General features: G+C 62.1%; 15 protein-coding genes, 1 tRNA gene and 2 pseudogenes. 10 read left to right on the plus strand and 8 right to left on the minus strand.

Annotated features, from left to right (window positions below):
• Positions 1-181 precede the first annotated feature (181 nt).
• The gene (locus tag H7A86_RS17815) at positions 182-793 is read left to right on the plus strand and encodes a TetR/AcrR family transcriptional regulator (RefSeq protein ID WP_104583160.1); all 612 of its coding nucleotides are present in this window, start codon (positions 182-184) and stop codon (positions 791-793) included.
• Positions 794-859: 66 nt separating this feature from the next.
• On the opposite strand, the gene H7A86_RS17820 is transcribed toward H7A86_RS17815, so the two are convergent.
• Positions 860-1,768 (minus strand): LysR family transcriptional regulator, encoded by a 909-nt coding sequence (locus H7A86_RS17820; protein WP_104583159.1) that lies wholly within the window; start codon positions 1,766-1,768, stop codon positions 860-862.
• 110 nt (positions 1,769-1,878) lie between these two features.
• On the opposite strand from H7A86_RS17820, the gene H7A86_RS17825 reads away from it, so the two are divergent.
• On the plus strand, positions 1,879-2,982 hold the full coding sequence (locus H7A86_RS17825; protein ID WP_119131716.1) for an alkene reductase: 1,104 nt from the start codon (positions 1,879-1,881) through the stop codon (positions 2,980-2,982).
• A 397-nt stretch (positions 2,983-3,379) separates the two neighbouring features.
• Here H7A86_RS17825 and H7A86_RS17830 read toward each other — a convergent pair whose 3' ends face one another.
• Positions 3,380-4,027 carry a TetR/AcrR family transcriptional regulator gene (locus H7A86_RS17830; protein ID WP_119131715.1) on the minus strand — a complete coding sequence of 216 codons (648 nt, stop codon included), beginning with the start codon at positions 4,025-4,027 and terminating at the stop codon, positions 3,380-3,382.
• A gap of 149 nt (positions 4,028-4,176) precedes the next feature.
• Here H7A86_RS17830 and H7A86_RS17835 point away from each other — a divergent pair, with 149 nt between their 5' ends.
• Positions 4,177-5,070 carry an NAD(P)/FAD-dependent oxidoreductase gene (locus H7A86_RS17835; RefSeq protein ID WP_119131714.1) on the plus strand — a complete coding sequence of 298 codons (894 nt, stop codon included), beginning with the start codon at positions 4,177-4,179 and terminating at the stop codon, positions 5,068-5,070.
• Positions 5,071-5,170: 100 nt separating this feature from the next.
• Here H7A86_RS17835 and H7A86_RS17840 read toward each other — a convergent pair whose 3' ends face one another.
• Together H7A86_RS17840 and H7A86_RS17845 are read right to left on the minus strand one after the other, a co-directional pair.
• Positions 5,171-5,659: a GNAT family N-acetyltransferase gene (locus tag H7A86_RS17840; RefSeq protein WP_119131713.1), complete on the minus strand. Its 489-nt coding sequence runs from the start codon at positions 5,657-5,659 to the stop codon at positions 5,171-5,173.
• A 4-nt stretch (positions 5,660-5,663) separates the two neighbouring features.
• Positions 5,664-5,927, minus strand: coding sequence for a type II toxin-antitoxin system TacA family antitoxin (locus H7A86_RS17845; RefSeq protein WP_104583154.1), 264 nt, complete (start codon positions 5,925-5,927; stop codon positions 5,664-5,666).
• Between the two features lie 614 nt (positions 5,928-6,541).
• On the opposite strand from H7A86_RS17845, the gene H7A86_RS17850 reads away from it, so the two are divergent.
• The 6 genes from H7A86_RS17850 (at position 6,542) to H7A86_RS17875 (ending at position 10,373) form a co-directional block, all read left to right on the plus strand.
• A complete protein-coding gene (locus H7A86_RS17850; RefSeq protein ID WP_119131863.1) occupies positions 6,542-6,760 on the plus strand; it encodes a hypothetical protein in 219 nt (72 codons plus the stop codon).
• Positions 6,757-7,035: a hypothetical protein gene (locus tag H7A86_RS17855; protein WP_164740253.1), complete on the plus strand. Its 279-nt coding sequence runs from the start codon at positions 6,757-6,759 to the stop codon at positions 7,033-7,035. The genes H7A86_RS17850 and H7A86_RS17855 overlap by 4 nt, the downstream gene beginning before the upstream one ends.
• 350 nt (positions 7,036-7,385) lie before the next feature.
• Positions 7,386-7,817: a MarR family winged helix-turn-helix transcriptional regulator gene (locus tag H7A86_RS17860; RefSeq protein ID WP_119128236.1), complete on the plus strand. Its 432-nt coding sequence runs from the start codon at positions 7,386-7,388 to the stop codon at positions 7,815-7,817.
• 42 nt (positions 7,818-7,859) lie between these two features.
• Positions 7,860-8,603: an NADPH-dependent F420 reductase gene (locus tag H7A86_RS17865; RefSeq protein ID WP_119131712.1), complete on the plus strand. Its 744-nt coding sequence runs from the start codon at positions 7,860-7,862 to the stop codon at positions 8,601-8,603.
• The gene (locus H7A86_RS17870; protein WP_232099347.1) at positions 8,564-9,370 is read left to right on the plus strand and encodes an NADPH-dependent F420 reductase; all 807 of its coding nucleotides are present in this window, start codon (positions 8,564-8,566) and stop codon (positions 9,368-9,370) included. Before H7A86_RS17865 ends, H7A86_RS17870 begins: the two co-directional genes overlap by 40 nt.
• Positions 9,371-9,386: 16 nt before the next feature.
• A complete protein-coding gene (locus H7A86_RS17875) occupies positions 9,387-10,373 on the plus strand; it encodes an NADPH:quinone oxidoreductase family protein (RefSeq protein WP_119131861.1) in 987 nt (328 codons plus the stop codon).
• Positions 10,374-10,814: 441 nt separating this feature from the next.
• Here H7A86_RS17875 and H7A86_RS17880 read toward each other — a convergent pair whose 3' ends face one another.
• A complete protein-coding gene (locus H7A86_RS17880; RefSeq protein ID WP_104650141.1) occupies positions 10,815-11,516 on the minus strand; it encodes an SDR family NAD(P)-dependent oxidoreductase in 702 nt (233 codons plus the stop codon).
• 238 nt (positions 11,517-11,754) lie between these two features.
• On the opposite strand from H7A86_RS17880, the pseudogene H7A86_RS17885 reads away from it, so the two are divergent.
• Positions 11,755-12,455: pseudogene (locus H7A86_RS17885) on the plus strand (BCCT family transporter).
• Here the strand turns inward: H7A86_RS17885 and H7A86_RS21200 are convergent.
• The 3 genes and pseudogenes from H7A86_RS21200 to H7A86_RS17900 all read right to left on the minus strand — a co-directional run bounded on the left by H7A86_RS21200 (position 12,347) and on the right by H7A86_RS17900 (position 13,425).
• Positions 12,347-12,619: an Arm DNA-binding domain-containing protein gene (locus H7A86_RS21200; RefSeq protein ID WP_321186575.1), complete on the minus strand. Its 273-nt coding sequence runs from the start codon at positions 12,617-12,619 to the stop codon at positions 12,347-12,349. The pseudogene H7A86_RS17885 and the gene H7A86_RS21200 overlap by 109 nt on opposite strands.
• Positions 12,620-12,750: 131 nt before the next feature.
• Positions 12,751-12,826, minus strand: a tRNA-Ile gene (locus H7A86_RS17895).
• A gap of 285 nt (positions 12,827-13,111) precedes the next feature.
• Positions 13,112-13,425, minus strand: a pseudogene (locus H7A86_RS17900) (hypothetical protein).
• Positions 13,426-13,561: the final 136 nt, after the last annotated feature.

Below are 13,561 nucleotides of genomic sequence, written 5' to 3' on the forward strand. Positions count from 1 at the left end.
TCGCTATATCTATAGCGATCGATACACATCTAGACCAAAAAAAACAGGTCGTCGTCTTGGGACCTGCCGGCCGGCAACACCACGCCATAATCTGTATCGTTCGATATATATATCCGCGCGGCGACCGCGTTGTCAACGATATCTGTATCGACTAGTCTTGATGTAGAGATCAGAGGGCGTCATGGCGCAAATGGGAAGGCCGCGCAGCTTTGACCGCGACGCCGCGGTCGAGCAGGCGCTTCACCTGTTCTGGGAACAGGGCTACGAATCCACCTCGCTGAGCCAGCTCAAGGCCGCGATTGGCGGCGGCATCACCGCGCCCAGCTTCTATGCCGCATTCGGCTCGAAGGAAGCGCTCTTCAGGGAATGCATGGACCGCTACCTGGCGACCTACGCAAAGGTGACCCACTGCTTGTGGGACACCACGCTCGGCCCGAAACAGGCGGTGGAACTCGCGCTGCGCCGCTCGGCCAAGATGCAGTGCGAGCGCGGCCACCCGAAAGGCTGCATGGTCACGCTGGGAGTGATGAGCGCGCCGTCGCCGGAGTTCTCGGCACTGTGCGCACCGCTGACGCGCTCGCGCGCCCGCACCCGCGCCGGCATCCGCGCCTGCGTGGACCGCGCCATCGCCAGCGGAGACCTCGGGCCGGCCGCCGACGCCGCCGCACTGACCTGCGTGTTCGACAGCTTCCTGCTCGGGCTCTCCACGCTCGCCCGGGATGGCATGAGCTTCAAGGCGATGGATGCCGCCATCACCCAGCTCATGGGGTTCTGGGACGCCCAGGCCGGCTAGGCAGGCCGCGCTTCAACCCGTGCGCCGCAGCGGCCAGGAACGGCAGCGCGCATTGCGCTGACTTTCTCAGTCGAAGGTGCCGATCGCAGCAAGCCGCACCAACTCGTCCACCACGTAGCGCACCTTCGGGCGCAAGTGGCGCGTGCGCGGCCAGAGCGCGTAGATTTCGATGCAATAGCCCGTGCACTCTTCCAGGACGAGACGCAAGCTGCCCGACTGGATGTGCGGGCGTACCAGCGAGATCGGCATCTGGCAGATGCCCAGACCTCCGATCGCAGCGTCGATGACAGCGTCCCCGTCATTCAACTGGTGCGTTCCTTCAGGCACGAAATCGCGGTCGGCCACCTTGCCGCCAAACCGCCAGCCGACGGGCTGGCCATTGCGGAAGCCCACGACGCTGCGATGCGCCTGCAGGTCCTTGATCGTGCGAGGAGTGCCGTGCGCGGCGAGATACGCGGGCGATGCGCATAACACCAGGCGCTGGCGTCCCAGCTTGCGTGCCACCAGGCCACCGGAACTTTCGAGTCCGCCAAACCGGATCGTCAGGTCGATGCCTTCCTGGGCCGGGTCGATCAGATGGTCGTTGAAGGAGAGCGTGTAATGGAGGTCGGGATGCGCTGCGCCGATGCGGAGCAGGATCGGCAACATGACGTGGCGGCCGAAAGACGACGGCATGTCCACCCGCAGCCGGCCGGTGGGCAATGACGACTGCGAGGCCAGGCCGGCTTCTGCACTGGCGATCTCTTCCAACGCAGCAGCGCATGCGGCGAAATAGGATTCGCCGTCGGCGGTGAGCGCGATGCGGCGCGTGGTGCGATGGAACAGGCGCACGCGCAGCCGCGCCTCCAGGCGGGCGATCGCCTTGCCCACCGCCGAGCGCGAGATCCCCAGCGACGCGGCCGCCTCGGTGAACGTGCTGGAACGGGCCGCGGTGACGAAGGTGACCAGCCCATTGAGTGTCTCGACAGGAATCATCCGACCTCCGTTGGGGAATCGATGTCCCCAATTGCGGGACTCCTGGCACCTTTATGTGCATCGAAGTCAACCTTACCTTCTTTAGCCCTCCCCACCAAATACCTCCCCGCATGACATCAACGATTTTCCAACCCTTCGATCTCGGCGACACCCGGCTGAGCAACCGCATCGTGATGGCACCGATGACCCGCGCCCGCAATCCGGAATACGTTGCGAACGCATTGACGGCGACGTATTACGGCCAACGCGCGAGCGCAGGCCTGATTGTCAGCGAGGGCACGCCTGTCTCGCAGCAAGGCCAGGGCTATATCGACGTGCCCGGCATCTGGTCGCAGGAGCAGGTTGCCGGCTGGAAGGTGGTGACCGATGCAGTGCATGCACGGCAGGGCAAGATCTTCGCCCAGCTGTGGCATGTGGGCCGCATGTCGCATACCTCGCTACAGCCCAATGGCGCCGATCCGGTGAGCGCGAGCACGCGCCCGGTTGCATCCAGCTCCAAGAGCTTTGCATTCATCTACCGCGAGGACGGAACGCGCGGGACGGCTGAGCCCAGCCCGGCGCGTGCGCTCGAGACCGAAGAAGTGCCGGGCATCGTCAGGGATTTCGAACAGGCGGCCCAACGTGCGATCGATGCAGGCTTTGACGGCATCGAGATCCACGCGGCCAATGGCTACCTCTTCGAGCAGTTCCTCAACCCGATCACCAATGACCGTGTCGACGCCTACGGTGGCTCGCTGCAGAACAGGGCGCGGCTCATTCTCGAGACCGTGGATGCGGTGGCAGCGCGCATCGGCTCGCGCAAGGTGGGAATCCGCCTTGCACCGAACAATCGCCAATTCGACATGCCCGCATACGCGGAGAGCGAGGCCAGCTACCTGTACCTGGCCGAAGAACTGGCCAGGCGTGGGCTTGCGTATGTGCATCTGAACGACAACCACGCAAACGGTTCTCCCGACATGAGCGAAACGTTCCTCGCAGCGTTCAAGCGCAGCTACGGCGGCACCGTGATCCTTGCGGGCAAATTGACCCTGGAATGGGCCACTCGGTTGATCGACCAGGGGGTGATCGACCTGGCCGCGTTCGGCCAGCCCTTCATTGCAAACCCGGACCTCGTCGCCCGCCTGCAGACAGGTGTCCCGCTCGCCACTCCGGATCGCGACACCTACTACGGCGGCGGTGCAGAGGGTTACATCGACTATCCGGCCGCAACCTGATCGCAACCTGACAAGACGCATCCACCGCGTCGATGCACCGCCGGCAGCTGCCGCTGCGCCCTGCGAATTCGCCTCCATGGGACATCGCAGCGCGCAGCGGCATGCTCCTGCGCGGGGCTGCAGCGCGCATGGAGGTGGACGCGAGTGACGCATCGTCCCTTGCGCTGGCGGCATGCGTGATTGCCGGCGGCGCGCCATCGACCTGCAATAGCGCGCGCACAAACGCTGGGCAACGGGCGCCGAATGCCAGGTGGCGCGCGACACTGGCAACGACGACCACCAAGACCATGCGCTGCAGACGGCAAGACCGCCCAGGCGCAGCTAATTGCGCGGCGATTTCCCGGCCAAGCTCAAATCAAACGCCTGCAGATCGCTGAGCCGGCTGCAGAGCACCACGCTATCCAGGCGCGTGGCGCCTGCCACCATGGGCGGCGACGAACATTTCGACAGCCGACCGGCAGTAGGACTCGATTTCATGGCTGTCTTCTGCTTTCCGCGCATCGAAGCGCGCGATGATCAGCAAGTCGGCTCCCTTGAAAAGCGCCGCAAACAAGCGTGCGGACCCGAGAGGATCGGGCACGTCCAGCAGTGCCCGCTCATGCAACTGACGTAACAACGCCTCGATTTGGGCAATGACATACGCGGGGCCGCCCTCGTAGTGGAGCCTGCTCAAGGAATTCTGGTTCGTCTTGTCGGCCATGACCATGGCTTCAACGCTGCGGACATCCGGGCTCAACAGGGTGCGAAGCAGCGATGATCCAACGGCCATCAGTTGATCTTCAGCCGAGCCGTCGACGCTTTCAGAAAACATCTGCGGCGCAAATTGGTGGCACCGGTCTGCGATGGCCGCGCTGAACAACGCCTCCTTGCTCTCGAAGTGCCGGTAGATGCTGAGCTTGGAGATCTTCGCCCGCTGGGCGACCTTGTCCAATGTGGTCGCCTGGAAGCCCAGTTCCACAAAAAGCGCATAGGCAGCGTCGATGATCGTTTGACCAAGCGCCGCATTGGTTGGCCGGCCGCGCCGGCTTTGGCTGTTCTGGGCCACTCGAATTTGAGTCCTTGACAGTATCCTAATTCTTTATTTAGGATACTAACCAGTATCAAAAATGGCAACCCGCAGGCGGGCGCGTTTCCAGCTCCAGGCGTTTCGCCAGGCCGGCGGCCTCTTTCATTGACAGCTCGGAACCTATTCCTATGGATGACGTCATCATCATCGGCGGCAGCTTTGCAGGTCTCGCCGCCGCCCTGCAGCTTGGCCGTGCCCGCCGTAAGGTCACTGTCCTGGACACCGGCCGGCCGCGTAACCGCTTTGCCGGACACTCGCACGGCGTGCTCGGCCACGATCACAAGCCACCGCTGGACATCCTGATCGAGGCCCGGCAGCAACTGACGCGCTACCCAACGATCAGGCTGATCGATGCGCGGGCCGAGCGGGTGTCAGGCGTTATCGACGATTTCTGCGTGCTCACCGACGATCACGAAAGCCTGAAGGCGCGTCGCCTGATCCTGAGCTATGGCGTTGTCGACCAGATGCCTGCGGTGCCGGGCTATGCCGAAAGCTGGGGGACATCCATCGTGCCCTGCCCTTACTGCGATGGCTTCGAAGTCGCCTCGCAACATTGGGGCCTGGTCTGGTCCGGCCCGCAGTCGATGCACCAGGTCCGGCTGTTCCACGATTGGACTGACAGGCTGACGGTCTTTGCCGATGGCCACGCCATCGCACCCGAGCTACGGGCCGATCTGGCAAGCCGCAACGTGCCTGTGGCCGATGGCCGGATGACCGGGATTGCCCGTCTCGGGGACCACGGCGCCACCATCAGCATCGATGACGGCTCCGACGTTGCGGTCGATATCCTGTTTGCGCATCCGCGCACCACGCCATCGGCAAGCCTGCACGAATCGCTGGGCCTGGCCACGGTCAACACGCCAACCGGCATCGCGCTCAAGGTCGACGAGCGCCGCGAAACCAGCATGCCCGGCATCTACGCCGCAGGCGACCTCGCCAATCCCGGAATGGCCTCGGTCACCACCGCATCATGGCAGGGCGCCACGGCGGGTATCGCCGCCCAGCAATCGATGCTGGTTTGAGACAGACCGACGAATGTCGAGCACATCACCTTCGATCTGCCACATCGCGGCGTCCACGCATTGCAGCGGCCGAGGGTATCAACAACGACGTTGGGCCCGACTACGACGTCCCCAACGGCAGATACAGTGTCAGCGCACTCTCTGCAGCCTCACGGAATCCGTAGCTCTTGTAGAACCCGGCTGCCTTCGTATGCAAGGCATCCACCAGCAGCACTCGCACGCCCAACTGCTCCCGCAGACTCAAGCAACGAGCGATCGCATGTGCCAGCAGGTAATCCCCATGCCCTTTACCCTGCTCTGCTGATGAAACCGCCAAGCGTCCCATCCGGATCGCGGGCACCGGGTAGTTGGGCAGGCGCTTGCGATCCTGCTCCTGTAACGCTGTCAGCAAGAGCTGGGCCGCTGACAAGGTGTAGTAGCCCAGAATGTTGCCAGCAACCTCATCATCCACCAGGACATGGGTCGTGCTGATGCCATCGCGGTGATGCTGCACCGCCTGCCGCCGCAGATACGCATCCAGTGTCGACTCCCCGCAGCTGAAACCGTTGCGGTCGTGCCGCTTTGGCTGGAGTTGCTCAACGATTGGCACGCACTTAGCCCTGCGCGACGCGGGCGAGCGCCTTCCTCAACTTGGCATTGGGCTGGAAGGGTGCGTCCAAGGCTTTCAGGAATCGCTTGGATTCCTCCGCCGACAACGTCACTGTCAACTCGGCGGCCATGACGCTCTCCGCCTCGCGCATGACCGCATCACGCACAAAAGCCGAAAGTGGCACGCCACGCAGATCGGCGGCACGGGAAATCCTCGCCTTGTCGGCCGGGTTCAATCGCAGGTCGAGACGGGCAGCGGCGTTGGTCATTGCAAGCTCCTATTTGTACGGCATATTACCGTACAGGCCGCCCGTGTCAAATGACCAGCCCCGCCCCAGGCGGGCGTCGTGGTGGACCTTCAACGACCTTGGTGGCTTGGACAAGACAGCAGACAGGCGGTGCGCGTGACAACCGCTAGCGAGCAGACGGGCGCTTTGGCCAGTGCCTGGCATCAGAGGTTGGACGACATGGTTGCCTGCCTTGACCTGCAACGCGTGTGCTCGCTCACCGGCTACAGCGCCCAGCCCGAAAGAGCGTCAGGCACGCCTACGTAGTGCCGGAGTTTCTCGAAATGAGCTCTGCCAACTCCAATGCTTTCTCGTTGACACGCGCCATGAGCTGGAGCGAGGATGCTTGCGTCGCCGCATATTCGGCGACCGGGATTGGCGTCCCGGAACCTGAGGCGCACCAGCGCCCATCGATCGATGCTTGGCGCTTTTTTTATCGCTCGCATCGTCGCGGGCGCATGCCGGCCAGCTTTATGGCGGGCGGTGCGCGGGGGTCGCAAGGCCCACCGGTCCTCAGGCCGGCACGCCAACCGCGTACCGTCCGTCACCCGGATTGGCGTCGGGGTGACGGATTTCCAAAACCTGAGGAAATCCACATGTCCTACGACACCCAAGAAACACCCGCGTCTGTGGCGCGTCAGATTGCCCAGCATGTCGGCCTGATCGCCAATACCTTCGAATGCAGCCATACCGCGTGGCTGAGCCGGTTGGCACGCCCCGCAGATACAGGCAAGGCCGTCCACGCCCTCACGTTTGCAGACTGCGAAGCAGCGCTCGCTGCAGTCGACGCCTTGCATGCGCAGGTGCGGCGATGAGCACGCGCAAACAGTTCCGCGTCTGCACAGGCGTCACCCTCAGCTTCGAAATGATGCAGGGCTATGTGCTGGCCATGCTGCATGCCCACGCGCAACCCGGTCTGCCGCCGGTCCTGATCGCCTGCGAAGCCACCGGCTTTGATGACGTGTTGCCAGGCGGCGATGCGCAGAGCGTGGTGCTGGGCCGGTTGCATGTCTGCATGCATGAAGACCCGGCAGTTGATGTCCTCACGTGGCTGCGCAGGCAAGCGCACCGCAACGGAGCGGCACGATGAATACCGCGCACGCGATTGCTTATCCAGAAGACGCCGACTCCGCGATCAGCGAAGAAGAACACGACGTTCCCCGATAGTTTCCGAGCCACAAAAAAGGCACTTGGGCGCGCGTCCAAGTGCCTGCTTTCTAGTGGTGGTCCACCAGGATTCGAACCTGGAACCAAAGGATTATGAGGCAGCACAAGTGAGCTTATTTGACAGTCACTTGGCTACGCTAATTTCCGGGCTGTACCTCTTGAGGTTGTTGATGAGGTTGGTTGGCACGTCAATTTTGAGCGTCGAGCTCAATAGCCAAGTTGCAATTAAATCGTGTACCGTTATATGGTGCACCAAATAAATGCAGGACAACTATGGCACGGAAACAGCAGGGCGTAGGTGAGCAGCTCTCGTTCGCGCTCTATGGCGCGGCTGGCCGAGTGACGCGGCTGCATAAGCCCCTATTGGAACCACTGGGCCTGACCTTCCCCCAGTACCTGGTCATCCTGAACCTGCTAGACGGTGCCCCACAGACCGTAGGCGAATTGGGGTCCCGCCTTGGAATGGATCCAGGCACGCTCACCCCGCTGCTGAAGCGCCTGCAGGTCGCTGGCATGGTGACCCGCACACGTGACCTGGACGACGAACGTCGGGTGCTGGTCGACCTTACTGACGCCAGCCGAGCGATCGAACGTGAGATCCGTGCGGTTAACGGCCAGATTAAAGCAGCCTGTCAGTTGACGGAGGCGCAGATCCAGTCGCTGTGCAAAACCCTCGAAGGGCTGGCCCACCCAGCGCCGGAATGATCGGCATCTAAGGATGCCGCCAATGAGGATAAGAAAAACCATATGAAAATAGGAATTCTGGGCGCGGGCAGTATCGGTACGACGCTCGCGCGGAAGCTGGCCGCGGCTGGACACTTCGTGAAAGTTGCCAATTCGCGTGGCCCTGAGACAGTTGATCTGCATGCATTGGCAACTGGAGCGCAGGCGGCCACCGCCGAGGCAGCTGCGAACGGTGTCGAAGTTCTGATCCTGTCGATGCCACACGCCGGCTTTGCCGAGGCAAAACTCCTCGTTACACCGCTCCCCGCGCAGACGTCGGTGATCGATACATCGAACTACTTCCCCCAACGGGATCGGGTCAATCCTGCGATTGAGTCTGGCGCCGTCGAGAGCCAGTGGGTCCAGGACTTCTTCGGCCGGCCCATTGTCAAAGCATGGAACGCCGTCGCTGCGGCGCCTTTTGCCGAGTGCGGCCGACCACAGGGACATCCCGGACGCATCGCCATCCCTGTCGCCGCCGACCGTGCCCGTGACCGGCAAGTGGCGATGGCACTGGTAAACGATACCGGCTTCGATGGCTTCGACGCAGGCGTGCTTGAGCACTCCTGGCGACAGCAGCCCGGCTCGCCAGCGTATTGCACCCATCTCACCTACCCAGAAATCGGTGCTGCACTCGCTGCGGCCGAGCGCGACCGGCTTCCCAAACGTCGCGACTTGTCGGTCGCGATATTTGCAGAGCGGTTCGGTCACGGGGTCAATCCAGACGCCTGCACGATCACCAGGATCAGTCGCGCACTACAGATGTAACGCCAACAAGAGGTTCTATTGCCATGAAGATAGGAATACTTGGAACCGGGTTCATGGGTCGAGTCCTAGCCCGGAAACTCGCCGCAGCGGGGCATGACGTCAAGGTCGCAAATTCCCGCGGCCCTGGCAGCATCGCTGAAGAAATTCTTGAGACGGGCGCACATGCCGCAACAGCAGAAGAAGCGCTCCAGGATGTGGACGTGGTCATCCTGGCCATGCCCCATCCCGGCTTCGAGAAGATCAGGCACTTGGTAGCGGGCCTGCCCGAGCAGACAACGGTCATTGATATTTCCAACTACTTCCCCGGACGGGACCCCGTCAATCCTGAACTTGATGGTGACAAGGCAGAAAGCGAATGGGTACGTGACTACTTCGGCAGGCCCATCGCCAAGGCGTGGAACTCCATTGGAATGCTGTCTTTCGAAATCAACGGGCGCGGCAAGGGTGAGCAGGGGCGCATTGCCCTTCCCGTCTCGGCAGACCGGCCACAGGATCAGGAAATTGCCTTGCGCTTGGTGGAAGACACCGGATTTGATGGCTTCTACGCTGGATGTCTCGCCGATTCTTGGCGCCAGCAACCCGGCTCGCCGGTGTACATCACCGACCTGACTTTCGATGAGATGGGGCCTGCACTAGCGTCTGCAGAGCGGGACCGCCTGCCCAAGCGCCGTGACCTGTCGGCGCAGGTGTTTGCCGAGCGCGTGGGCGAGCGCGCATCCCCCGACGCAGAAACGGTGGTCAAAATCGCGCGTGCACTGTTCGTTTAATAATTTGGAGATGCATATGAAGGCGTGGCAGGCGAGCTCCTTCGGAAAACCCAGCGATGTGCTGGAGCTGGTTGACGTTGACATAGCCAGCCCTGGGCCCGGAGAGGCCCTGCTCAAGGTACTGGCGACGAACATCGGTCTGCCAGACCGCATGATGCTGGAAGGGCGTTACTTCTTGACTCCGCAGCCACCGGTGACGCCAGGCCAGGAAGTGGTGGGGATCGTGGAGGTGGCCGGGCCTGGATACCCCTTCCCCGTCGGCACGCGTGTGATCGGCGGCGCCAATTTCATGAGTGGTTCGGGTGGATTGGCCGAGTACTGCATCTCGCCGAGTGATGGAGCGGTACCTGCAGCCGATGACATGCCGGACGAGCAGGCCGCGGCGTTTCTCGGCACGTTTCACGTAGCCTATGTAGGACTAGTCAATCGCGCTCGCGCAGGCGTCGGCGAGACTCTGTTGGTGCTGGGCGGAAGTGGTGGCACAGGTTCGACAGCAATCCAGCTTGGCAAAGCGCTGGGCCTCAGGGTGATTGCGACCGTCAGAAGCGCTGATAAAGCCGCATTCTGCACCCGACAAGGAGCTGACCACGTGATCGTGACCGGTACGGAGTCACTGAGCGAACAAGTACGCAAGATCACCAACGGCAAAGGCGCCGACATCGTGTACGACACGGTTGGCAATCCACTGGCGGAACCGGCGCTCGAGGCAATAGCCATCGGTGGGCGATACGTCCTGGTTGGTTTTGCAGGCGGGGCAGATTTCCCGAGGATCGAGCCGCTCAAGATCCTAACGCTAGGCATCTCCGTCACCGGTGCACTGCACAGCGTGCGTACCCCCGAAGAACAAGAAGATGCCGTCACTGTCCTCGGTAAGTTTTTCTCGGAGGGAAAAATCTCGATGCCCATCGACCAAGTCGTGGCCTTCGCTGATGTGCCTCAGGCCCTGGAGCACCTCGGGGGTGGGGTGAGTGGCAAGCTGATCGCACGAGTCGGCGTGAACTGACTCCGACACAGCACGCTGAGGGGGGAGTAACGGGAGCGGCCCGCCCCCGCCCGACATTGACGACGCTGAAGTGGCGCACAGTGAAAAGTTATCCAATCTGCGAAGCGTCAGTGTGTACCCGCAGGGCTTACCGCATCAGCCGTAACAACAACTCCCGGCATGGCGCCGAACAGATCCTGCAGCCCGTTGCCCGACCGTTATCGCGCAGGTGGCCCGGCTGGAAGTAGCGTGGTTGGCATCGCCCTGCCCGCCAAATGGCATATTTTCTGAAGTCCATCGAGGACAGGTAAATCAGTCAACCACCCAGGCACAACCCTCTCTTCTATAGCCGATTATGTAGTTTATAAAAGATATTGAAATTGATTCCAGATACCGCTGCCTGAAGCTCCAGTCAGCGGCTATGACGGTGGTTCACGCCGATGTAGGAGCTAAGGTTTCCCTTTACGCAAGCAAACTGCCACCGTTGACTGAAATGGTTTGCCCAGTGATCCATCCGGCACGCGGCGAGAGCAGCCATTCGACACACGCGGTGATGTCATCGGGCTTGCCGACACGGCCCACCAATGTCTGCTTCGCTATCCCTTCCACCATTTTGGCGCTGTCGCCAAAGCCGCCAGCTTCGAAGAACTCGGTATCACCGACAAAGCCTGGAGCGATAGCATTGGCCGTGATGCGTTGCTTGCCCACACGCCGTGCAAGGTCGCGGGTGTAGCCGTGCAGCGCAGCCTTAGCGGTTGCATAAGGTCCGCCCTGCCCGTCCAGGCCCGCCATTGAGCCGATGAGAACGATGCGGCCATCCGCTTCCATCCGTGGAAGCACCGCCTCGATCAGCAGCACGGCACTGAACAGGTTTTTACCTAAGGCATCGGACCACGCCCCTTCGATGGCCCCGACCGAACCGCCTGGCTGCTTGAATTCTCCCTGACCGCCTGCCGTAGCGACGATCGCATGCAATGCCTGATCGCCAATCGTTTCAACCACTGACTCGACATCGCTGACGACCGACAAGTCGCCAGTTGCGATCGACACCAATGCGGGATCTGCACTGAGCGAGGCAGTCTCCCTCAGGGAATGCTCACGTCTCCCAATCGCCAGGACGGGCCGGCCAGCTGCAACCAGCGACAGCGTGATGTCTCGGCCCATGCCACTTCCGGCTCCGGTAACTATCGTGAGGGCCACAGTGTTTTCCTTTTTGCGTTGAGGGGAGGCTTTCGGTCATTCGCATCACGGCAGGGTAGCCCTGACCGCAATCTAATGGCGGGCTTGCAATCGTAGGGGCGCATTTGTTCGGATTCTGTCAGTCGAGGGTCGAGAGCCGAGGTCGGTCACCGCCGTCCGCCAGCGCATCCTGCCGCAGGTGTTCATCCCGACCGCGACGATCGTGATCGCCCTGCTTGCACTAGCTGCCTTTGCGCCAGCAGTCGCTACCCGCTGGTTCACTGCGGCCAAGACCTGGGCCGCCAACGATGCCGGCTGGTTCACCATCCTGGCTGTCGCCGCATTCCTGGTAGTCGTGATCGGGGTTGCGGTGAGCGGTTATGGCCGCATCAAGCTGGGGCCGGACCACCGTCCACCGGATTGCAACTATGGCTTTTGGTTTGCAATGCTGTTCGCTGCAGGCATGGGCATCGGGCTGATGTTCTTCGGCGTCGCCGAATCCATCACGCATTACGCACTCCGCCGGTCGGCGTGCCGGAATCGGCGGCGGCGGCGCGCCAGGCGATGCGCTTCACTTTCTTCCAGTGGGGCATCCATGCCTGGGCGATCTATGCTGTCGTCGCACTTTCCCTGGCCTACTTCGCGTATCGGCACAACCTGCCGCTGCGCCTGCGATCTGCGCTCTACCCGCTGATTGGAGATCGCATCCACGGCCCGCTCAGACACGCAGTGGATACGTCCGCCGCGCTAGGGACTATCTTCGGCCTGGCCACCTCGCTCGGCCTGGGGGTCATGCAGATCAACGCCGGCCTGAACTATCTTTTCGGCCTGGAGGTCAGCACGCGCTCCGCGCGCGCCGGCATCAATGACATGGCTGGGTATTCGCCGATGGCCACAATGCTTGGCTTGCCGGCATACCGATAGCGGTAGCGCCAAGCCTCCGAGGCCGTGGGACGAACCTCTATGCAGAGGCCGTTCGAGCCCGCCACCCGAAAGGCGGCCACTTTAGGTTTGAGCGCGCGAAGCTTGGCATCCGTGAGCAGGGGAGTCAGATATTTGTGAGTCGGAGTAACCGGTTGCCGCTCCACGACTCACAGCCCGACTCACTATGTCGCCGGATGCAACTGGATACCACTGGACGTCAAAAGACCCAAGACAGCTATTTTCGAGTAGTTTCCCGCGAGCCTTGGACTAACTCGGACGTCACTGGACTGCTTTTTGGTGGGCCCACCAGGATTCGAACCTGGAACCAAAGGATTATGAGTCCTCTGCTCTAACCGTTGAGCTATAGGCCCGGCAGGGTGGGTGGCGAGATGCGGGGCATGTCGGACCGTCCAGCTGAGGCGAAAGTTTACCTGTCCGCGCGCGTCGCTGTCTGCTGACATCCGGCGTCGATGAGGACAAGCGCCGGCACCCACCTGCGCTTGCCCGCACAAAAAAGCCCGGCGCAAGCCGGGCTCTTGAATCTGGACGCGGTCAGGGTGCGCTGCGCACCATTGGCGGTGCAAGATCCGGTAGCTACAGGCACCCAGCAATCAGCACCTCAGCACTTCCGAATCCCCACTCCCCAATCTCAGCCTCTAAGCCACCTCAAGCTGCGCATCGACCAACTGCCGGCCCGCACGGAATCCCTGCGCGATGGCTTCCTGGTAGGTCTCCCAGCCCGCTTCCCGGCCACTGATGCGTGGCTGGCGTTTGCCGCCCAATGCATACACGTCGACCCACAGCGTCCACCTGGCGCCAGGGGACGCCTGCTCGGCGCGTACGCGAATCTCGTGCTCGCGGTATGTGGTGGTTTCAAACCGGCTTTGCCTGCTCATACGACGGCCTCGTTCCATTCGTCCATCAACTTAGAAGCCACGGCTAGAACGTCACGTGAGCCTGGAACAAACATCGGCTTCATGTTGCGCCGCTGTCTGGCTTCGTCGCCGAGGCGTGAACGTCAGCTGCGCCATCCCCGACGCATCTTGGTTCGGCAAACGTCCACCCAACAAGCATAGCCTGCGATACGCCCCACAACGCAACAGCCC

The organism is Xanthomonas euroxanthea (assembly GCF_903989455.1).
GTDB lineage: Bacteria > Pseudomonadota > Gammaproteobacteria > Xanthomonadales > Xanthomonadaceae > Xanthomonas > Xanthomonas euroxanthea.

What these genes read in the sequence shown, in the direction of transcription:
- H7A86_RS17815 (WP_104583160.1), top strand. Translation starts at nt 182, where the DNA reads ATGGCGCAAATGGGAAGGCCGCGCAGCTTTGACCGCGACGCCGCGGTC.
- H7A86_RS17820 (WP_104583159.1), bottom strand. Translation starts at nt 1,768, where the DNA reads ATGATTCCTGTCGAGACACTCAATGGGCTGGTCACCTTCGTCACCGCG.
- H7A86_RS17825 (WP_119131716.1), top strand. Translation starts at nt 1,879, where the DNA reads ATGACATCAACGATTTTCCAACCCTTCGATCTCGGCGACACCCGGCTG.
- H7A86_RS17835 (WP_119131714.1), top strand. Translation starts at nt 4,177, where the DNA reads ATGGATGACGTCATCATCATCGGCGGCAGCTTTGCAGGTCTCGCCGCC.
- H7A86_RS17845 (WP_104583154.1), bottom strand. Translation starts at nt 5,927, where the DNA reads ATGACCAACGCCGCTGCCCGTCTCGACCTGCGATTGAACCCGGCCGAC.
- H7A86_RS17850 (WP_119131863.1), top strand. Translation starts at nt 6,542, where the DNA reads ATGTCCTACGACACCCAAGAAACACCCGCGTCTGTGGCGCGTCAGATT.
- H7A86_RS17855 (WP_164740253.1), top strand. Translation starts at nt 6,757, where the DNA reads ATGAGCACGCGCAAACAGTTCCGCGTCTGCACAGGCGTCACCCTCAGC.
- H7A86_RS17860 (WP_119128236.1), top strand. Translation starts at nt 7,386, where the DNA reads ATGGCACGGAAACAGCAGGGCGTAGGTGAGCAGCTCTCGTTCGCGCTC.
- H7A86_RS17865 (WP_119131712.1), top strand. Translation starts at nt 7,860, where the DNA reads ATGAAAATAGGAATTCTGGGCGCGGGCAGTATCGGTACGACGCTCGCG.
- H7A86_RS17875 (WP_119131861.1), top strand. Translation starts at nt 9,387, where the DNA reads ATGAAGGCGTGGCAGGCGAGCTCCTTCGGAAAACCCAGCGATGTGCTG.
- H7A86_RS17880 (WP_104650141.1), bottom strand. Translation starts at nt 11,516, where the DNA reads ATGGGCCGAGACATCACGCTGTCGCTGGTTGCAGCTGGCCGGCCCGTC.